General features: G+C 63.6%; 15 protein-coding genes and 1 riboswitch. Of the genes, 7 read left to right on the forward strand and 8 right to left on the reverse strand.

All coding sequences use genetic code 11. The features are described from left to right. The first annotated feature begins 7 nt into the window (after nt 1-7). The 3 genes from APH33_RS06210 to APH33_RS06220 all read left to right on the forward strand — a co-directional run bounded on the left by APH33_RS06210 (nt 8) and on the right by APH33_RS06220 (nt 6,140). Nucleotides 8-4,897 carry an Hpt domain-containing protein gene (locus APH33_RS06210; RefSeq protein WP_054884313.1) on the forward strand — a complete coding sequence of 1,630 codons (4,890 nt, stop codon included), beginning with the start codon at nt 8-10 and terminating at the stop codon, nt 4,895-4,897. Continuing rightward, nucleotides 4,890-5,363 carry a chemotaxis protein CheW gene (locus APH33_RS06215; RefSeq protein ID WP_054884314.1) on the forward strand — a complete coding sequence of 158 codons (474 nt, stop codon included), beginning with the start codon at nt 4,890-4,892 and terminating at the stop codon, nt 5,361-5,363. The genes APH33_RS06210 and APH33_RS06215 overlap by 8 nt, the downstream gene beginning before the upstream one ends. A gap of 159 nt (nt 5,364-5,522) precedes the next feature. Next, complete coding sequence (locus APH33_RS06220) at nt 5,523-6,140, forward strand: hemolysin III family protein (protein WP_054884315.1); 618 nt, start codon at nt 5,523-5,525, stop codon at nt 6,138-6,140. Nucleotides 6,141-6,148: 8 nt separating this feature from the next. Here APH33_RS06220 and APH33_RS06225 read toward each other — a convergent pair whose 3' ends face one another. The 3 genes from APH33_RS06225 to APH33_RS06235 form a co-directional block, all read right to left on the reverse strand. Next, entirely contained in the window at nt 6,149-6,871 is a 723-nt protein-coding gene (locus APH33_RS06225; protein WP_054884316.1) for a 16S rRNA (uracil(1498)-N(3))-methyltransferase, read from the reverse strand. A 147-nt stretch (nt 6,872-7,018) separates the two neighbouring features. Continuing rightward, nucleotides 7,019-8,425, reverse strand: a complete 1,407-nt coding sequence (locus tag APH33_RS06230; protein WP_054884317.1) for an adenosylmethionine--8-amino-7-oxononanoate transaminase — start codon at nt 8,423-8,425, stop codon at nt 7,019-7,021. Nucleotides 8,426-8,503: 78 nt separating this feature from the next. Next, entirely contained in the window at nt 8,504-8,995 is a 492-nt protein-coding gene (locus APH33_RS06235) for a hypothetical protein (RefSeq protein WP_054884318.1), read from the reverse strand. A gap of 203 nt (nt 8,996-9,198) precedes the next feature. Between APH33_RS06235 and APH33_RS06240 the strand changes: the two genes are divergently transcribed. From APH33_RS06240 to APH33_RS06250, 3 genes are all read left to right on the forward strand, one after another. Beyond that, complete coding sequence (locus tag APH33_RS06240; RefSeq protein WP_054884319.1) at nt 9,199-10,989, forward strand: flavin monoamine oxidase family protein; 1,791 nt, start codon at nt 9,199-9,201, stop codon at nt 10,987-10,989. A gap of 230 nt (nt 10,990-11,219) precedes the next feature. Beyond that, nucleotides 11,220-11,771: a cytochrome b gene (locus tag APH33_RS06245; RefSeq protein ID WP_054884320.1), complete on the forward strand. Its 552-nt coding sequence runs from the start codon at nt 11,220-11,222 to the stop codon at nt 11,769-11,771. Between the two features lie 34 nt (nt 11,772-11,805). Further along, nucleotides 11,806-12,405, forward strand: a complete 600-nt coding sequence (locus APH33_RS06250; protein WP_054884321.1) for a YceI family protein — start codon at nt 11,806-11,808, stop codon at nt 12,403-12,405. A gap of 67 nt (nt 12,406-12,472) precedes the next feature. Here APH33_RS06250 and APH33_RS06255 read toward each other — a convergent pair whose 3' ends face one another. The 4 genes from APH33_RS06255 to ahcY all read right to left on the reverse strand — a co-directional run bounded on the left by APH33_RS06255 (nt 12,473) and on the right by ahcY (nt 18,302). After that, on the reverse strand, nt 12,473-14,371 hold the full coding sequence (locus APH33_RS06255; protein WP_054884322.1) for a DEAD/DEAH box helicase: 1,899 nt from the start codon (nt 14,369-14,371) through the stop codon (nt 12,473-12,475). A gap of 378 nt (nt 14,372-14,749) precedes the next feature. Beyond that, nucleotides 14,750-15,826 carry a hypothetical protein gene (locus APH33_RS06260; RefSeq protein WP_054884323.1) on the reverse strand — a complete coding sequence of 359 codons (1,077 nt, stop codon included), beginning with the start codon at nt 15,824-15,826 and terminating at the stop codon, nt 14,750-14,752. A 94-nt stretch (nt 15,827-15,920) separates the two neighbouring features. Then, on the reverse strand, nt 15,921-16,766 hold the full coding sequence (metF, locus tag APH33_RS06265; protein WP_054884324.1) for a methylenetetrahydrofolate reductase [NAD(P)H]: 846 nt from the start codon (nt 16,764-16,766) through the stop codon (nt 15,921-15,923). Nucleotides 16,767-16,892: 126 nt separating this feature from the next. Then, a complete protein-coding gene (gene ahcY, locus APH33_RS06270) occupies nt 16,893-18,302 on the reverse strand; it encodes an adenosylhomocysteinase (RefSeq protein ID WP_054884325.1) in 1,410 nt (469 codons plus the stop codon). A 20-nt stretch (nt 18,303-18,322) separates the two neighbouring features. Then, nucleotides 18,323-18,419, reverse strand: a riboswitch (S-adenosyl-L-homocysteine riboswitch). 178 nt (nt 18,420-18,597) lie between these two features. Here ahcY and APH33_RS06275 point away from each other — a divergent pair. Further along, the gene (locus APH33_RS06275) at nt 18,598-18,999 is read left to right on the forward strand and encodes an acyl-CoA thioesterase (protein ID WP_054884326.1); all 402 of its coding nucleotides are present in this window, start codon (nt 18,598-18,600) and stop codon (nt 18,997-18,999) included. Nucleotides 19,000-19,029: 30 nt separating this feature from the next. Here APH33_RS06275 and APH33_RS06280 read toward each other — a convergent pair whose 3' ends face one another. Then, nucleotides 19,030-20,265, reverse strand: a complete 1,236-nt coding sequence (locus APH33_RS06280; RefSeq protein ID WP_054884327.1) for a sodium:proton antiporter — start codon at nt 20,263-20,265, stop codon at nt 19,030-19,032. Nucleotides 20,266-20,374 lie beyond the last annotated feature (109 nt).

Consider the following 20,374-nt stretch of genomic DNA (forward strand, 5'->3'; position numbering starts at 1 on the left):
ACCAGCCATGGCTTCTGCCGTCGTAAGCCCTGAACGCCACGATACCGTGGCCCTGGCCTGGACCCGGGCCGCCATCCTCGATTGCCTGGGCCAGGCCCGTCAGGCCCTGGAACGCTTTGCCGGCGAGACCGACGACTTGTCGATGCTGGCCTTCGTCGTGGATAACCTGCATCAGGTGCACGGCTGCCTGCGCATGCTCGAGCTGCGCGGTGCCGCCCGCCTGGCCGAAGAGCTGGAATTGCTGGCCAAGGCTTTGGCCGAGGGGCAGTTAAGCCCCCGCGGCGACTGCCTGGGGCCGCTGTTCCGCGGCCTGGAGCAGTTGCCGTCCTATCTGGAGCGGTTGCGCGGAGCGCGCCATGACCTGCCACTGGTGATGCTGCCGCTGCTCAATCAACTGCGCGCCTGCCGCGGCGTCGAGCCGTTGGCCCAGGCCAGCCTGATCAGCGGTGCCGCGCAGCGCTTTGCCGGCTCCGATGACCTGGCCAACCTTGACTTGTCCTTGGGCAACTGGCGGGAGCAGATGCAGGCCGGGCCGGGGCGTGACGCCTTGCGCTCGGTGATCAGCGCCCTGTGCGACGACCTGATGCGGATCAAGGAGCGCCTGGACCAGTTCGTGCGCGGCGACCGCCAGCACAGCGAGGACCTGGACGCACTGCTCGCACCGTTGCGCCATGTGGCCGACACCCTGGCAGTGCTGGGGTTCCAGCAGCCACGCCGGGTCATCATCGACCAGGTGCTGGCGCTGCAGGCCCTGGCCCAGGGGGAGCGCGTGGTGGACGACGCGGTATTGATGGATGTGGCCGGTGCGCTGCTGTATGTGGAGGCCACGCTCAACGGCATGGTCCTGCCGCTGGAGGAGGGCGGGCAGGGCGGCCTGCCCGGCTCGGACCTGGCCGAGATTCGCCAGCTGGTGCTGAACGAGTCACTGTCGGTGTTGCAGCAGGCCAAGGACCTGATCGGCGATTGCCTGGAATCTGGCTGGCCCCGTCAGCGCCTGCAGCCTCTGCCGGGGCTGTTGCAGCAAGTGCGTGGCGCGTTGGCGATGCTCATGCTGCCGGCGGCCGCCGAAGTGTTTGCCGGCTGTGCGGGCTATGTGCAGGGCTGGCTGCAGCACCTGGAGGAGGAGCCGCCTGCGGACGAGCTGACCCACCTGGCCGAGGCCCTCAGCGCCGCCGAGTGCTACCTGCAATGGCGGGTCGCCGACGCGCTGGCCGATGCTCAGCCGTTTCTCGACATGGCCCGCGCCAGCCTGACGGCGCTGGGCGTGCAGTGCACCCATGCGGGCCCGTCCGAGGCGCAGGATGGCAGCGATGGCATCGATGACGAATTGCGTGAAGTGTTCCTCGAGGAGGCCGGCGAATTGCTACCGGAGATCGAGCGACACTGGTTGCGCTGGCGCGCCGACAACAGCCTGCGCGACGCGTTGATCGAGGTACGCCGTGACCTGCATACGCTCAAGGGCAGCGGGCGCATGGTGCATGCCGAGGCGGTAGCGGAGCTGGCCTGGGGCGGTGAACACCTGCTCAACCGGGTGCTGGAGGGGCGCATCGCCCTGACCCCGGAAGGCGCAGTAGCGCTGCAGCAGGTGTTCGTCCATCTGCCGGACCTGCTGGCCGACTTTGCGGCTGGCCAGTTGCCGCAATTGAGCGAAATCGAACAGTTGGCGAGCCACCTGCACGCCTTGGCCGAGAACGATACCCCGGCCAGCGCCGACATCGATGGCCTCGACCCGCAACTACTGGATATCTTCCGCAACGAGGCGCAAGGCCACCTGGCCAGCCTGGAAGGCTTTCTGCAGGGCGCCGACGGCCAGGGCAGCGAAGTCAGCGACAGCCTGCAGCGCGCCTTGCACACGCTCAAGGGCAGCGCTGCCATGGCCGGGGTCATGCCGATCGCCGAGTTGGCCACTGCCTTCGACCGCCTGGTACGTGAGTACCGGGGCCACCAGCTGCCGTTGCAGGCAGCGGAGATGCAGTGGCTGCACACCGCCCATGGCCTGTTCCTGCAGGGCCTGGCGCAGCTCGGCAGTACCCCTTTGGCGACCATCCCGGGGGCGGCGCAGCTGATCGAGCAGGTCGGCGAGGCGGTGGACCTGCGCCTGGCCAGCCTGCATGCCGAGCCTCAACATACACGCAGTGGCAAGCGCGACCCACAGCTGATCGCCAGTTTCCTGGCCCAGGCCATGGACATCCTGCTGGACGCCGAGTCGCTGCTGTTGCGTTGGCAACAGCAGCCCGGGCAGCGCGAACCGCTGGAGACCTTGCTCGATGAGCTGACCAGCCTTGGCCACGCCGCGCACCTTGCCGACCTGTGGCAGATGGATGCCATCTGCGAGGCACTGCTCGATCTCTACGGCGCGGTGGAGGAGGGCAGCCTGGGCGCCAGCCCGCGCTTTTTCGCCGTTGCCCTGCAAGCCCATGAAGCCCTGCTGGACATGCTCGACGAAGTGGCCGCCGGGCAGGCGCTCAGCCCACGGCCTGACTGTATCGACGCCCTGCGCGACGTGTTGGAGGGGGCGCTGGCGGCCGATGCCACCGGCTTGGTAAGCGCTGATGCGGTTACGCCGCTTGCTGGCGCGCTGGAGCACGAAGAGGATGCTGACAGCCCAGGCGACAAGGAGCTGCTCGAGGTGTTCCTCGAAGAAAGCTCGGACATCGTCGAAAGCGCCGCCGCAGCCCTGGCGCGCTGGCAGGCCGACCCGCGCAGCGGCGTCGAGGTGGAGAACCTGCTGCGTGATCTGCACACCCTCAAGGGTGGCGCGCGCATGGTCGAGATCAGCGCCATCGGCGATCTGGCCCATGAGCTGGAATTCCTTTACGAGCTGCTCGCCGCCGGGCGCCTGCCGCCGAGCTCGGCGTTGTTCGCACTGCTGCAGAACTGCCATGACCGCCTGGCGCATATGCTCGACGCCGTGCGCCTGGGCCAGCCGCTGCACACGGCTACCGCGCTGATCGACTACATTCGTAACTTCAGCAGTGCCGCACTGACCGACAGCGCGGCCAGCCAGGCCACGGCGGACACCGCACCCGCCGAAATACCGGTGGCGGCACCGGAGCGGGCGCCGGGTGACATGGTCAAGGTCGACGCCGAGCTGCTCGACGACCTGGGTAACCTGGCCGGCGAGCATTCGGTCATTCGCGGCCGTATCGAACAGCAAGTCAACGATGCCCAGTTCGCCCTCAACGAGATGGAAACCACCCTGGAGCGCATGCGCGACCAGCTGCTGCGCCTAGACATCGAGACCCAGGGGCGGATCAGCAGCCGCCAGGCGTTCGAGGGAGACGCCTACGAAGATTTCGACCCGCTGGAGATGGACCGCCATTCGCAACTGCAGCAGCTGTCGCGGGCCCTGTTCGAGTCGGCCTCCGACCTGCTCGACCTCAAGGAAACCCTTGCCCAGCGTGCCCAGGAGGCCTACAGCCTGCTGCAACAACAGGCCCGGGTGAACAGCCAGTTGCAGGAAGGCCTGACCGCGACCCTGATGGTCCCGTTCGAGCGCCTGGTGCCGCGCTTGCAGCGGGTCGTGCGCCAGGTGGCCAGCGAGCTGGGCAAGCAGGTCGAACTGGTGGTCGGCAATGCCGAGGGTGAACTGGACCGCAGTGTGCTGGAACGGATGGTCGCGCCACTGGAGCACATGCTGCGCAATGCAGTCGACCATGGCCTGGAAGCGCGCGAGATACGCCTGGCCGCGGGCAAGCCGGAGCAGGGCACCATTCACCTGAACTTGCTGCATGAAGGCGCAGACATCGTCATCGAAATGACCGACGACGGCGCCGGCGTGCCGCTGGAGGCGGTCCGGCGCAAGGCAATCAAGCGCGGCCTGCTGGACCCGCAGGCGCACCTGAGCGATCACGAGATCCTGCAGTTCATCCTGCGCCCGGGCTTTTCCACGGCGGAGAAGATCACCCAGATTTCCGGGCGCGGCCTGGGCATGGACGTGGTCCACGAAGAGGTCAAGCAACTGGGCGGCTCGATGAGCATCGAGTCGGCACAGGGCAAGGGCGCACGGTTCCTGATCCGCTTGCCGTTCACCGTGTCGATCAACCGGGCCTTGATGGTGCACCTGGGCGAGGAGCAGTACGCCATACCGCTCAACACCATCGAAGGCATCGTGCGCGTACCACCGGCCGAACTGGCCACCTGTTATCAGCTGGACGCCCCGCGTTATGTGTATGGCGGCCACGAGTACGAGTTGCGTTACCTCGGCGAGCTGCTGCAGGGGCTGCCGCGCCCGGTGCTGCTGGGGCAGAGCGTGCCGCTGCCGGTGTTGCTGCTGCATTCCCAGGAGCAGTCGTTCGCCATCCAGGTAGATAGCCTGTCGCCGAGCCGTGAGATCGTGGTCAAGAGCCTTGGCCCGCAGTTCGCCGCCGTGGCGGGTTTGTCGGGGGCGACCTTGCTCGGTGATGGCCGCGTGGTACTGATCCTCGACCTGCTGGGCCAGCTGCGTGGCCAGCAGCGGCGGCTGGCGCGTCTGCCGGGTGGCAGCGGGGTGCAGCGCACCTTGTTCGGCCCGGCACCCCGGCGGGCCACGCTGGTGATGGTGGTGGATGACTCGGTAACCGTGCGCAAGGTCACCAGCCGCCTGCTGGAGCGCCATGGCATGAGCGTGATGACGGCCAAGGATGGTGTCGATGCCATGGCCCTGCTGGAAGAGCACCGCCCCGATGTGCTGTTGCTGGACATCGAGATGCCGCGCATGGATGGTTTCGAAGTGGCCACCCGCATTCGCCGCGACGAGCGTCTGAAAGACCTGCCGATCATCATGATCACCTCGCGCACCGGGCAGAAGCACCGCGACCGGGCCATGGCCATCGGCGTCAACGATTACCTGGGCAAACCCTATCAGGAGTCGGTGCTGCTGCAGAGCATCGCCCACTGGAGCCAGACCCATGCTTGAACTGATTGCAGGGCAACGCAGCAGCCTCACAGGCCTGCTGCTGCCGCTGGGCGACCGTACGCTGGTATTGCCCAATGTTGCTGTGGTCGAACTGATCGGCCAACGCAACCTGGTGTGCGAACCGGGAGACCCGGCTTGGCACCTGGGGTGGATCGACTGGCGACAGCAGCATCTGCCGTTGATCGGTTTCGAGGCCGCCTGCGGCGGTGAGACGCCCTGTGGCGAGCGGGCGCGGATCGTGGTGCTGAATGCGCTCGGGGACACCGGCTTGCGCTACCTGGCAGTGCTGCTGCAGGACATTCCGCGCTCGTGCAAACTGGACAGTCAGCTCAACTATGTGGATGTGCCGTTGGGCAGCCTGGAGCTGGCGGCGGTGCAGGTAGGCGAGCAAGTGGCGCGTGTGCCGGACCTGGTCGGGCTGGAAAGGCTGGTGCGTGACGCTGAACTGCAACCTGTGCTTGGGTAGGATGTTCGGGCTCATGGCCCTTTCGCGGGTAAACCCGCTCTCACAGGTACTGCACTGCCCTTGAAACATGTGCGATCCCTGTGGGAGCGGGCATGCCCGCGAAGAGGCCGGAACAGGATGACTCAGGAACCCAGCCCACCTCAGGAGGTCTGTGTTTGCATGTACTACGGTGAACGCTTCAATGCCTGGACCCACCTGGTCGGTGCCGTCCTGGCCTGTATCGGTGCCATCTGGCTGATCGTCGCTGCTGGCCTGCAGGGCGACCCCTGGAAGATCGTCAGTTTCTCCATCTACGGCAGCACCTTGCTGTTGCTCTACAGCATCTCCACCCTCTATCACAGCACCCGCGGGCGGGCGAAGGTGATCATGCGCAAGCTCGATCACCTGTCGATCTACCTGCTGATCGCCGGCAGCTACACCCCGTTCTGCCTGGTCAGCCTGCGCGGGCCCTGGGGCTGGAGCCTGTTCGGCGTGGTCTGGGGCCTGGCGGTGATCGGCATGCTGCAAGAGATCAAGCCGCGCTCGGAAGCGCGTATCCTGTCGATCATCATCTATGCGCTGATGGGCTGGATCGTGCTGGTGGCGGTGAAGCCGCTGCTGAACAGCCTCGGTACTGCCGGCTTCACCTGGCTGGCGGCCGGCGGCGTGTTCTACACCGTCGGCATCATTTTCTTCGCCCTCGACAGCCGCTTACGCCATGCACATGGCATCTGGCACCTGTTCGTGATTGTCGGCAGCCTGATGCACTTCGTGGCGGTGTCGCTGTACGTGCGTTAGCTTTTTGTTTACGAAAAATCACCCCACAACTGCTGCGCTACCGACAGCGCCACCACCGGCGCTGTCTCGGTACGCAATACCCGCGGCCCGAGGCGTGCGGCATGGAAGCCCGCAGCCTTGGCCTGATCGACTTCCGCCTCGCTCAGGCCGCCTTCCGGGCCGATCAGGAACGCCAGCGTTGCCGGCTTGTCATGGCTGGTCAATGGCGCGGCGACCGGGTGCAGCACCAGCTTGAGGTCGGCTTCGGTGCCCTTGAGCCATTCGGCCAGGGTCACCGGTGGATGAATGACCGGCAGGGTCGAGCGGCCGCATTGTTCGCAGGCACTGATTGCCACCTGGCGCCAGTGGGCCAGGCGCTTGTCGGCACGTTCGTCCTTCAGGCGCACTTCACAGCGTTCGCTGACAATCGGGGTGATTGCGTTGGCGCCAAGCTCGGTGGCCTTCTGGATCGCCCAATCCATGCGCTCGCCGCGGGACAGGCCTTGGCCGAGGTGGACGTGAAGCGGTGAGTCGGGCTGGCCGGCCAGGGCCTGGTCGAGGTTGACGCGTACCGTCTTCTTGCCGACCTCGAGCAGTTGGCCGAGGTATTCCTGGCCACTGCCATCGAACAGTTGCACGGCGTCGCCAGGGGCCATGCGCAGGACGCGGCCGATGTAGTGGGCCTGGGCTTCGGGCAGGTCGTGCTCGCCCAGGCTCAGGGGGGCGTCGATGAAGAAGCGGGACAGTCTCATGGGTTTGCTCGGTATAAGAGAGACATAGATCCCCTGTGGGAGCGGGCGTGCCCGCGAATTAGGCACCGCGGTGCCTGGCAAGGGCTTCGCCCTTGTTCGCGGGCATGCCCGCTCCCACAGGGAAAGTGGTATGGCGAACGGTCGGATTTAGCCCGGGTCGCGGAAGTCGGGGTGGAAGTTGGCCGGTACGGCGACGCTGACGCTGTCGCGGGTGGCGATGTCGATGCCTTCGCTGGCCACTTCGGCGAGGAAGTCGATCTGCTCCGGGGTGATTACGTACGGCGGCAGGAAGTACACCACGCTACCTAGCGGGCGCAGCAAGGCGCCGCGGGTCAGGGCGTGCTCGAACACTTTCAGGCCACGACGCTCCTGCCACGGGTAGGCAGCCTTGGTCGCCTTGTCCTGGACCATCTCGATGGCCAGGGCCATGCCGGTGTGGCGGATCTCGGCGACGTGGGCGTGATCGGCCAGGTGCGCGGTGGCGCTGGCCATGCGCGTGGCCAGGGCCTTGTTGGCCTCGATCACATTGTCCTGCTCGAAGATGTCCAGCGTCGCCAGGGCCGCGGCGCAGGCCAGCGGGTTGCCGGTGTAGCTGTGCGAGTGGAGAAACGCGCGCAGGGTCGGGTAATCGTCGTAGAAGGCCTGGTACACCTTGTCGGTGGTCAGGCAGGCGGCCAGCGGCAGGTAGCCACCGGTCAGGGCCTTGGACAGGCACAGGAAGTCCGGGCGGATGCCGGCCTGCTCGCAGGCGAACATCGTGCCGGTGCGGCCGAAACCAACGGCGATCTCGTCATGGATCAGGTGCACGTCATAACGGTCACAGGCTTCGCGCAGCAGCTTGAGGTACACCGGGTGATACATGCGCATGCCTCCAGCACCCTGGATCAGCGGTTCGATGATCACTGCCGAGAGGGTTTCGTGATGCTCGGCCAGGGTCTGTTCCATGGCGGCGAACATGTTGCGCGAGTGCTCTTCCCAGCTCATGCCCTCGGGGCGCAGGTAGCAGTCGGGGCTTGGCACCTTGATGGTGTCGAGCAGCAGTGCCTTGTAGGTTTCGGTGAACAGGGGCACGTCGCCGACCGACATCGCGGCAATGGTCTCGCCGTGGTAGCTGTTGGTCAGCGTCACGAAGCGCTTTTTCGCCGGTTTGCCGATGTTCTGCCAGTAATGGAAGCTCATCTTCAACGCCACTTCGATGCACGACGAGCCGTTGTCGGCGTAGAACACCCGGTCGAGCCCGGCGGGGGTCATGGCGACCAGGCGTTCGGACAGCTCGATCACCGGTTGATGGCTGAAGCCGGCGAGGATGACATGCTCCAGCTGGTCGACCTGATCCTTGATGCGCTGGTTGATGCGCGGGTTGGCATGGCCGAACACGTTGACCCACCAGCTGCTCACGGCATCCAGGTAGCGTTTGCCGTCGAAGTCCTCGAGCCACACGCCTTCACCACGCCGGATCGGGATCAGTGGCAGCTGCTCGTGGTCTTTCATCTGGGTGCAGGGGTGCCACAAGACCTTGAGGTCGCGTTGCATCCACTGATCGTTGAGGCCCATGGGCACTTCTCCTGGCTTACTGCCTGCTTTGACCGCGTAAGCCTAAGCAAAGCCAGGGGGCAGGACAACCGCTAGTGGTCAATGACGGCAGGTGCGGGTCCATTCCAGCTTGCGAATATGTACGGTGCCAGCCTGTGAAGTGGATATGGTCAGGCGACGGAAGGGTCCCTCGATGAGCTGATGATAGGGTTGGGTGGAGATCGGGCCCGGCCTGAAGTCGGTATAGCCGCTGCCGGACAGGGTGAGCCAGTAGAAATTGCGCGGTATCGGGGCGATCAGTTCCATGTCGTAGCCATCGGTATCCAGCAGCACCTGCACATCGTCGAAGTGCTGGTCGCTGACGACGTAATACTCCAGCCGCAGGCATTCGACTTCCTGGTTGAAGGTGATTTCCACGTCACTGTGCTCGCCAATCACCAGCTCGGTGCCTTCATCGCCTTTGAAGGCTTCATGCAGGCCGGTCCATGACGTACCGTTGGAGCGGATTTTCAGGCCTGAGGGGGTGCGTACCGTCTGGTTGTGCCACAAGAATTGCCTTTCTACCTGTGCGAAATGCTCCACATAGGTCATGGCGCAGCTCCTTTTGTCGGTTTTTTCAGCCAGCTTCGCCTAATGGCCAGAAGCCTGGCTACTGACAAAAATGCCAGTTGCCAGAGGCACTTGATGTCGCCGTGCTGGCAGGGTCCAGATACCTGACGTATTCTTAGCGCATCGACTCTCGGGGCATTCCCGCCTCTTCCCATCCCTGCTATTTCAACTCGGAGTTCGCCGACATGGCTGCTGCTTGGGTGCGCCTGTGCGCGTTGGTATTGATCGGTGTGTCCAGCGGCGCCGCGCTGGCAAAGGACAAGACACCTTCGGCAATCGTCGTGGGTGGCGGCCTGGCTGGCCTGACTGCGGCCTATGAACTGCAGAACAAGGGTTGGCAGGTCACCCTGCTGGAGGCCAAGTCAGGCATGGGTGGCCGTTCGGGCCTGGCCACCAGCGAATGGATCGGTAACGCCAAGGCCCAGCCGGTGCTGAACCAGTACCTTGACCGTTTCAAGCTTGAAACACTGCCCGCTCCGGAGTTCGTCCGTACCCCTGGCTACCTGATCGACGGCGAGTACTTCAGCGCCGCCGACCTGACCACCAAGCAGCCGGCTACCGCCGAGGCCCTCAAGCGCTACGAAAAGACCCTCGACGACCTGGCCCGTTCGATCGATGACCCGCTCAACCCGCAGGCGAACAGCACCCTGTTCGCCCTGGACCAGATCAACGTCGCCACCTGGCTCGACAAGCTGCAATTGCCGGCCACCGCACGGCAGTTGATCAACCAGCAGATCCGTACCCGCTACGACGAGCCATCGCGCCTGTCGCTGCTCTACTTCGCTCAGCAGAACCGCGTCTACCGCGGCGTCAGTGATCGCGACCTGCGTGCCGCGCGCCTGCCAGGCGGCAGCCCGGTGCTGGCCCAGGCATTCGTCAAGCAACTGAAGACCATCAAGACCAGCTCGCCGGTCACGGCGATCGTGCAGGACAAGGACGGCGTCAGCGTCAAGGTCGGCAGCACCGACTACAAGGCCGATTACCTGGTGATGGCGGTTCCTCTGCGGGCGCTGGCCAAGATTCAGATCACCCCAGGCCTGGACACCCAGCATATGGCGGCGCTCAAGGGCACCAACTACGGCTGGCGTGACCAGCTGATGCTCAAGTTCAAGCAACCTGTTTGGGAAAGCCGCGCGCGCATGTCGGGCGAGATCTTCAGTAACGCCGGCCTCGGCATGCTGTGGATCGAGCCGGCGCTCAAGGGCGGTGCCAACGTGGTGATCAACCTGTCGGGTGACAATGCGCGGCTGCTGCAGGCGTTCGGCGACAAACAGATGGTCGACCAGGTGCTGATCCGCCTGCATGCGTTCTATCCACAGGCTCGCGGTGCGTTTACCGGTTATGAGGTCAAGCGTTACAGCATCGATGCCGGCACCGGTGGCGCCTACCTGGCATACGGCCCAGGGCAGATCAGCAAGTACTGGCGCCTGTGGGAGCGCCCGGTGCAGCGCATCACCTTTGCCGGTGAGCACACCGATGCGCTCTACCCAGGCACCCTCGAAGGCGCCCTGCGCAGCGGCCAGCGTGCTGCCGGCCAGGTGCAGGACTTGCTTGCCGGCAAGTCGTTCGACCCGGCCAAGGCTGCGACCGTCGCGGCAGCGGCGACAGCCGGTGCCGCTGTGGCGAAGAAGGACAATGGCGGCGGTTTCTTCTCGCGCCTGTTCGGTGGTTCCGACAAGCCTGAGGTCAAGGCTGCGCCGGTTGCCAAGGTGGAGCCCAAGGTTGAGGCAGGCGCGCCAGCACCGGCACCCGCAGCAGCCCCTGTAGCGCCTGCCCCTGCTGAAATCGCCAAGGAAGAGCCAGCCAAGCCCGCCGCGACGAAGGCTGCGCCAGCCAAGCCGGTACCGGCCAAGCATGCACCGGCACACAAGCCTGCGGCCAAACAGACGAAAAAGGCCGTCGAGCCTAAAAAAGCCACGGTCAAATCCGAGCCGGTGAAGAAGGCGGTGAACAATAATCAGGCCAAGGCCAACTGAATCCTGTAACGGCCTCTCGCGGGTAGACCTGCTCTTACAGGGAGCGGGCGTGTCCGCGAAAAGGCCGTTACTGGCAACCACGAACTCTCCGCCTATTGTTAATGTTTCCTTAATAGGTAACTTACACACTATTCATCGTATTTCTCGATAATCCAAAGCAGTTTTTTAAGCTTTTCTTCGATACGTTACGCGCTAGTCTGTGCACAGCTTTCACGGGGAACTACGTCATCATGCAATTGCGCAATTCACCTTCTCGCTATGGCGTGGTCAGCATCGTCCTGCACTGGGGCGTTGCACTGGCAGTCTTCGGCCTGTTCGGCCTGGGCCTGTGGATGGTCGATCTCGGCTACTACGACCCTTGGCGCAAGGCCGGCCCTGACCTGCACAAGAGCATCGGCCTGGTATTGCTGGCGGTGATGCTGTTGCGTGTGGTCTGGCGTTTCATCAGTCCGCCACCGCCGGCACCGGCCAACCACGGGGCATTCACCCGCGTGGCGGCCAAGCTGGGGCACCTGGCGCTGTACCTCGGGCTGTTTGCGGTGATGATCGCCGGTTACCTGATTTCCACTGCCGACGGCGTCGGCATTCCGGTGTTCGGCCTGTTTGACGTGCCGGCGCTGATCAGCGACCTGCCCGACCAAGCGGACGTCGCCGGCGTGATTCACCTGTGGTTGGCATGGGGCCTGGTGATCTTCGCCGTGCTGCATGCCCTGGCGGCCCTGAAACACCATTACATCGACCGTGACGCGACCCTGACCCGCATGCTGGGCCGCAAAGCTTGACTCTCAACCTCAATTGCATAGGAAGGAAGTAAGGATGTTGAAAAAGACTTTTGCCGCTCTGGCGCTCGGTACCGCTCTGTTCTCCGCCGGCCAGGCCATGGCTGCCGAGTACAAGATCGACAAGGAAGGCCAGCACGCGTTCGTTGATTTCAAGATCAGCCACCTGGGCTACAGCTTCATCACCGGTACCTTCAAGGACTGGGATGGTAACTTCAGCTGGGACCCGGCCAAGCCTGAAGCCAGCAAGATCGATGTCACCCTCAAGACTGTGAGCGTAGATACCAACCACGCCGAGCGGGACAAGCACATCAAGAGCAAGGACTTCCTTGACGTAGCCAAGTACCCCACTGCCACCTTCAAGTCGACCAAGGTGACCCCGACCGGCAAGAACGCCGAAGGTCAACTGACTGCCGATGTCGCCGGTGATCTGACCCTGACTGGCGTGACCAAGCCGGTGGTGATCAAGGCCACCTTCATTGGTGAAGGCAAGGACCCATGGGGCGGCTACCGTGCCGGCTTCGAGGGCAAGCTCGATATCAACCGCAAGGATTTCGCGCCGAAATCCATGGACCTCGGCCCGCTGTCCGAGAAAGTTGAGCTGTACTTTGTGTTCGAAGGTGTTCAGCAGAAGTGATATTGCTGAACAGGCAATAAAAAACGCCGCCCATTGGGCGGCGTTTTTTTATGCCTGATGCATGAACTCAGCCTTTGCGGGTGAGCAGCGCAGGTCGCTCACCACGCGGGCGGCTCGGCAGCTCATCCAACTGCTCTGGCGTCGGGTAACGGTCGAGCTTGGATTCCTTGCGGATGATCACGGGCTGGTGCTGTTCGCGGGGGCTGCGTACTGCCGGCTCCTGGCGCGATGCATCGTTACGCCCGGCCGAACGGTTGCGGCCCGCGCCATTGTTGTCACGACGTGCACCACCACCACCGTTGCTGTTGCGTGGGCGCTTTTCGCCACTGCCGCTGCGCTGCTGGCCGCCAGTGTTGCGGCCTTGGCCACCACCGTTGTTGCTGCGCTGGCTTGCGCCTTGGCTCTGGCCCTGGCCTTGACCTGCACCACCCGGACGGCGGTTGCGGCCTTGGCCCTTAGCGTTCTGGTAAGGGCTGACGTAGTCGGCGCGGTTCCCGAAGTTGTCGATATCGTCGTCCAGGAACTCCTCTGGATCTCGGTCGGCAGCCGGTTTCGGGATAGGGCTGTTGCTGGTCTGCTGTTGCTGGCGCGGCTTCTTGTCACGCGGCTTGCGTTGCTGCTGTTGCTTGTCGCCAGACTTTTCCTTGTCGGCCGGCTTGTCCGCAGCCTGCGGCTTGGCCTTGCCTTTATCCTTGCCCTTGTCCTTGCGGCCGCCATTGGCATCTTTGCCGCCTTCGCCGCGAGCCTGCTGGTTGCGACCGCCGCGGCCGCTGTTCTGCTGGCGTTCGCGCACTTCAGGCTTTTCAGCTTCTACCTGGCTGGCGTCGAAGCCCATCAGGTCGCCATCCGGGATCTTCTGCTTGGTGACCCGCTCGATGCTCTTGAGCAGCTTTTCTTCATCCGGCGCAACCATCGAAATGGCCTCGCCCGAGCGCCCGGCACGGCCGGTACGGCCGATGCGGTGCACGTAGTCTTCCTCGACGTTCGGCAGCTCGAAGTTGACCACGTGGGGCAGCTGGTCGATGTCCAGGCCTCGGGCGGCGATGTCGGTGGCCACCAGCACGCGTACGCTGTTGGCCTTGAAGTCGGCCAAGGCCTTGGTGCGGGCGTTCTGGCTCTTGTTGCCGTGGATAGCGGCAGCGGTCAGGCCGTGCTTTTCCAGGTACTCGGCCAGGCGGTTGGCGCCGTGCTTGGTGCGGGTGAATACCAGAACCTGCTCCCAGGCGCCCAGCGTGATCAAATGCGCCAGCAGGGCGCGTTTGTGGCTGGCGGGCAGCCGGTAGACGCGCTGCTCGATACGCTCGACGGTGGTGTTTGGCGGGGTGACCTCGATACGCTCCGGGTTGTGCAGGAGCTTGTCGGCGAGGTCGGTGATGTCTTTGGAGAAGGTCGCCGAGAACAGCAGGTTCTGGCGCTTGGCCGGCAGGCGGGCAAGGACCTTCTTCACGTCATGGATGAAGCCCATGTCGAGCATGCGGTCGGCTTCGTCGAGGACCAGGATTTCAACGTGGGCCAGGTCGACCTTGCCTTGGCCGGCCAGGTCTAGCAGGCGCCCCGGGCAGGCGACGAGCACGTCGACACCCTTGGCGATGGCCTGGATCTGCGGGTTCATGCCGACGCCGCCGAAGATGCAGGCGCTGACCAGTGGCAGGTCGCGGGCGTACACCTTGAAGCTGTCGTGTACCTGGGCGGCGAGCTCGCGGGTTGGGGTCAGGACCAGGACACGCGGCTGGCGTGGGCCATGACGCTGGGATTTGTCGGGGTGGCCGGCCGGGAACAGGCGCTCAAGGATCGGCAAGGCGAAGCCGCCGGTTTTACCAGTACCAGTCTGTGCGGCAACCATCAGGTCGCGGCCTTGCAACACGGCGGGAATGGCCCGCTGTTGCACCGGGGTCGGCTGGGTGTAGCCCGCAGCCTCGATAGCGCGGACAAGAGCCTCGGAGAGACCGAGGGAAGCAAAGGACATGGGCAATCCTGTTCTCGTGTGGGCTGGGCCCGTTGGGATGTTCTGCCTGGCGCGACGGGCATCCAAGGGATGCGATCGCGTCCGGTCCAGCTGGGCTTTCACTGCGCATCCGGGAAGCGGAGGGTGGACGCCAAGGGGCGTCGATGCCGATCGGGATGCCTGTTGCGAGGCCGAGCGTCCGGGCGTGAGCCGGGCGGGAAGGCCCGAGTATAACAGAGCTGACGCCGCGTGCTGCTTTCCTGCTGCTCAACGGTGCCGGCAAGACTGCCAGCATCGTAAGCAGTAGGGGGCACCGCAAATGGGCGATGCGTGGCGTGGCGCGGGATCACGTGCTCGCCAAGGGTAAGGCCAGTGAAGATCAAGCCCCTGTTTCAGGCCTCAGCGATCGGAAGAACGCAGCAGGTGCGCCTCGATATCCTTGCGCCGGCCGCCCAGTGACAGGCGCAGGCTCGGGTGGCGCAGGCACTGACGCAATTGCTCGGGCTCGATGCGCCCATGGCGTTCGTTGAAGTTCTCCAGCGCCTTGTCCCACCAGGCCGTTGCACAAGCGCGATCGAACTCGTTGGGGTAGGGGTAGCAGCCATACAGCAGTTCGCGCACGAACTGGCGCTCGCGGCTGGGCATGGTCAGGCTCAAGGCTTTGTAACCCAGACGCTGCAAGGTCGGAGGGCGTGGCAGCTGGTCGTTGACCAGTGCCACATCGGCAAGCGCCGCCGGCCCCAGTGGGTTATGGCCGTGCTTACCCAGCCAGGCCTGGATCTTGGCGCGGAACTGGGCCTTGCGGCTCCAGTAGTGATGAATGACGTCGGTGCATTCGGCCAATTCCATCTTGCGGTAAGCGGCCACCGCCAGGCAGAACTCTTCCAGGGTGTAGGCAGTGCGGGCCAATGGGTAGAACTCGTCCATCATGGCAATCGAGCGGTCCAGCACGTCGCTGTTCTCGGCGCACAGGCCGATCACGCCCGAGTTGACCAACGGCATCTGGCAATCGGCCAGGCCACGTGATTCGAGAATGCCGAGCAGATTCTTGTACAGCAGGCACTGCTGGTTCGCGCCGTAGCGCGCGCCAATGGCATTGCACAGCAGCGTGCCTGGCTTGACCCGCTGGAACAGTTGCAGCGGCGACTTGCGGAAGAAGGTATCGGTGTCGATCAGCACGGCCTGGGGGTGTTGCTGCAGCACTTGGCGCAACAGCACGTGCTTGCTGCGGAAGTGGTAACCGTGGGGCTGGTTCCAGGCCTTGCGGGTGGCCTCGTCAAGCAGATGAACGGTTACGGGCAGTTTTGCGTAAGGCTCGGCTTTGTCGGTATAGACCTGGATGTCGATGGCCAGGTTGGTATTGCCCCCCAGATTCGCAATAGCGCTGACGATGCTAAAGCAGGCTTCCTGATGATAGGTGGCCGGGCCGAACGCCAAGTAGACGAGCTGAGGGCGAGATGGCAGAAAATGTTGCATTGCAGACGACACCTATCAAAGCCACAAAATAAATAAGGCCCTAGTCTACGACTAAAGCCTTAATTGTTTGAGAATTTGATGACGCCAAAAAGTTTCAGCGTGGCAGTTTCAGATTGTTCCAGATCGCCAGGCTCGCCTCGGCCTGGTTGAGGGTGTAGAAGTGCAGGCCCGGTGCGCCGCCTTGCAGCAGTTGTTCGCACATGCGGGTGATGACTTCTTCGCCAAAGGCCTGGATGCTCGCCGTATCGTCGCCGTAGGCTTCCAGCTGCTTGCGAATCCAGCGCGGGATCTCGGCGCCGCACGCATCGGAGAAACGCGCCAGTTTGCTGTAGTTGGTGATCGGCATGATGCCGGGCACCACCGGGATGTCCACGCCCATCTTCTGCGCCCGCTCGACGAAGTAGAAGTAGCTGTCGGCGTTGAAGAAGTACTGGGTGATGGCGCTATCGGCACCGGCCTTGACCTTGTGCACGAAGTTGCCCAGGTCGGCCTCGAAGTTGCGCGCCTGTGGGTGCATTTCCGGATAGGCCGCTACTTCCAGGTGAAAGTGGTCGCCGGTTTCCTGGCGGATGAACTCGACCAGGTCGCTGGCATAGCGCAGCTCGCCACTGGCCATCCCCATGCCCGACGGCAGGTCGCCACGCAGGGCGACGATGCGCTTGATGCCGGCGGCCTTGTATTCGGCCAGCAGGGCGCGCAGCTCGTCCTTGGTGTCACCCACGCAGGACAGGTGCGGTGCGGCAGGGACCTTCACTTCGCTTTCCAGCTGCAGCACGGTGTTCAGTGTGCGGTCGCGGGTCGAGCCACCGGCACCGTAGGTGCAAGAGAAGAAGTCCGGATTGTACGCGGCCAGCTGGCGGGCCACGCCCATCAGCTTTTCGTGACCGGCGTCGGTCTTGGTTGGGAAGAACTCGAAACTGTAACGGCGATCTTGGGACATCTGGCGTTCCTCGAGCAGCAAGCCTCAAGCAGCAAGCTGCAAGTAAAAGCCAGATCGGTGATGGCCGATCTGGCTTGGGCATCGTTCAGGTTTCGGCGTTGAAGCGTGTCGCTTCAAGCCTGCCGCTTAGTAGCGGTAGGCGTCCGGCTTGAACGGGCCTTCGACGGTCACACCGATGTACTCGGCCTGTTGCGGGGTCAGCTGGGTGACCACGCCACCGAAGCCGCGGACCATTTCCAGGGCCACTTCTTCGTCGAGTTTCTTCGGCAGCACTTCCACGGTCAGGCGCTCGGCCTTCTTGGCAGCTGGCAGTTCGGCGAACTTCTGCTCGAACAGGAAGATCTGTGCCAGCACCTGGTTGGCGAACGAACCGTCCATGATGCGGCTCGGGTGGCCAGTGGCGTTACCCAGGTTCACCAGGCGGCCTTCGGCCAGCAGGATCAGGTAATCGTCGTTCTGCGGGTCAAAAGTACCCGCGCCGGTGCGGTGAATCTTGTGAACCTGCGGCTTGACCTCTTCCCATGCCCAGTTCTTGCGCATGAAGGCGGTGTCGATCTCGTTGTCGAAGTGGCCGATGTTGCAGACCACGGCACGCTTCTTCAGGGCCTTGAGCATGTTGGCGTCGCAGACGTTGACGTTGCCGGTGGTGGTGACGATCAGGTCGATGCGGCCCAGCAGGTCGGCGTTGATGCCGGCTTCGGTACCGGTGTTGATACCGTCCTTGAATGGCGAAACGACTTCGAAGCCGTCCATGCAGGCCTGCATGGCGCAGATCGGGTCAACTTCGGTGACCTTGACGATCATGCCTTCCTGACGCAGCGACTGGGCCGAGCCCTTGCCCACGTCACCGTAGCCGATGACCAGCGCTTGCTTGCCCGACAGCAGGTGGTCGGTGCCGCGCTTGATGGCATCGTTCAGGCTGTGACGGCAGCCGTACTTGTTGTCGTTCTTGCTCTTGGTGACCGAGTCGTTGACGTTGATCGCCGGGACTTTCAGCTCGCCTTTGGCCAGCATGTCCAGCAGGCGGTGCACGCCGGTGGTGGTTTCTTCGGTCACGCCGTGGATCTTTTCCAGCATGGCCGGGTATTTCTTGTGCAGGATTTCGGTCAGGTCACCACCGTCGTCCAGCACCATGTTGGCGTCCCAAGGCTGGCCATCCTTCAGGATGGTCTGCTCGATGCACCACTCGTATTCCTGCTCGGTTTCACCTTTCCAGGCGAATACAGGAATGCCGGCGGCGGCGATGGCGGCAGCGGCCTGGTCCTGGGTGGAGAAGATGTTGCACGACGACCAGCGGACTTCGGCGCCCAGTGCGACCAGGGTTTCGATCAGCACGGCGGTCTGGATGGTCATGTGGATGCAGCCGATGATCTTCGCGCCCTTGAGCGGTTGCTCGGCTTGATACTTGCGGCGCAGGCCCATCAGTGCGGGCATTTCCGATTCGGCGATGATGACTTCCTTGCGGCCCCAGTCGGCCAGGGAAATGTCGGCGACCTTGAAATCGGAAAAACCAGCAGGCGTGTGTACAGCGCTCATGAGAGCCTCCATTCGTAGTGTGCGAATGGGCGCCGTTGTGCGTTGAGCGTCCGCTTCAGCGGACAACGCCCCAACCGAGCCTGACAGGCCGAGCCTGCTGCAGCGCCCCTCGGATGGGTGGCGGGATGGCCGCCACTGCGGGCAGCCATGAGAACGGCTGCGATTATAGCCGTGGCTGTGTGACACACCCAAGGCTTTCTGTCGATTTATCGCGACGATAGTCGATGTTCAATGGAGTGGTGGCGGCCGCTCTGCCATCATTACTTCACGTTAGCCAAGCCGGTCAGGAGTACAGATGAACTTTCACACCCGCAAGTGGGTTAAACCCGAAGACCTCAACCCCAACGGCACGCTGTTCGGCGGCAGCCTGCTGCGCTGGATCGACGAAGAAGCGGCAATCTACGCGATCGTCCAGCTAGGCAACCAGCGCGTGGTGACCAAGTACATGTCGGAGATCAACTTCGTCAGCGCCTCGCGCCAGGGCGACATCATCGAGCTGGGCATCACCGCCACCGAGTTCGGCCGCACCTCGATCACCCTCAAGTGTGAAGTGCGCAACAAGATCACCCGCAAGAGCATTCTGACGGTCGACAAGATGGTTTTCGTCAACCTGGGTGAGGATGGCCTGCCGGCGGCCCATGGGCGGACCGAAATCAAGTATATCCAGGACCAGTTCCCGGACTCCGCAGTCGAATGACGCTGGGGCCGCAGGGCGGCCCCAGCGTTTTCAAGGCTGTACGCTGACCTTGCGCACCACGCGTCCGATGCTCAAACCCTGCACCAGGATCGACGACAACACCACGATGTAGGTGATCGATAGCAGCAGGTCGCGTTCGTCGCCCATTGGCAGCGACAGCGCCAGTGCAACCGACACGCCTCCCCGCAGGCCGCCCCAGGTCAGCACACGGATGGTGCCTTGGGGCACCGGCCGCCAGCGCCGCAACAGCACGATCGCTGGGGCTACGGTCAGTAGCCGCGAGAGCAGCACTGCCAGCGCCAGCACACCACCCGCCGCCAGGTGCAGCCAGTTGAACGGCAGCAGCAACAGCTCCAGGCCAATCAAGGCGAACAGCAGGGCATTGAGCATGTCGTCGATCAGTTCCCAGAAGCCGTCCATATAGCGGCGGGTCATGTCGTTCATCGCCAGGTTGCGGCCCAGGTTGCCGATGATCAGCCCCGCCACCACCATGGCGATCGGTGCTGAAACATGCAGCTCGTAGCACATCGCCGAGCCACCGATCACCAGTGCCAGGGTCAGCATGACCTCGACCTGATACTGCTCGACGCTCTTGATCATGCGGTAGGTGGCATAGCCGATCACACCGCCGAACAGCACCCCGCCGATGGCTTCGCGGGCGAACAACAGGGCGGTGTCGGTGACGCTCGGCGTTTCGCCCAGCTGAATGATGCCCAGCAAAACGGTGAACACCACGACCGCGGTACCGTCGTTGAACAACGATTCGCCGACGATGGTGGTCTTCAATGGCTTGGAGGCGTTGGCGGTGCGCAGCGCACCCAGCACCGCGATCGGGTCGGTCGGGGAGATCAGCGCGCCGAACAACAGGCAGTAGATCAGCGGCACCTGCCAGCCGAACAGGGCGAACACCCAGTGCGACAGGTAGCCGATCACCACGGTGGCGATCAGCACGCCCAGGGTGGCCAGCAGGCCAATCGGCCAGCGGTAGCTGCGCAGGTCGCTGAGGTTGACGTGCAGTGCCCCGGCGAACAGCAGGAAGGCCAGCATCCAGTGCATCAGCAGGTCGTTGAAATCGATCTGGTTCATCAGGCCTTCGACGCGTTCTTCCAGGCCGGGGAAGCCGATCAGGCTCAGGCCCTGCAGGATGAGGGAGAACAGTAACGCCGTGACCATTACGCCGATGGCGGGTGGCAGGCCGATGAAACGGTAATTCACATAGGTGAGGAGGGTGGTGAGGCAGATAAACGCGGCAACTAGTTCAAGCATCCCGAATCCTGTGACAGTGGCTTCCAAGTCGTTACCCGAATGGCTCGGGCAGTTCTTTGATGATCTGGCGAGGGGGTCGGGACACAGGATTTGACCAGGATTGTTGGAA

It is taken from the genome of Pseudomonas sp. NBRC 111130 (assembly GCF_001320485.1).
GTDB classification, from domain to species: Bacteria; Pseudomonadota; Gammaproteobacteria; order Pseudomonadales; family Pseudomonadaceae; genus Aquipseudomonas; species Aquipseudomonas vlassakiae.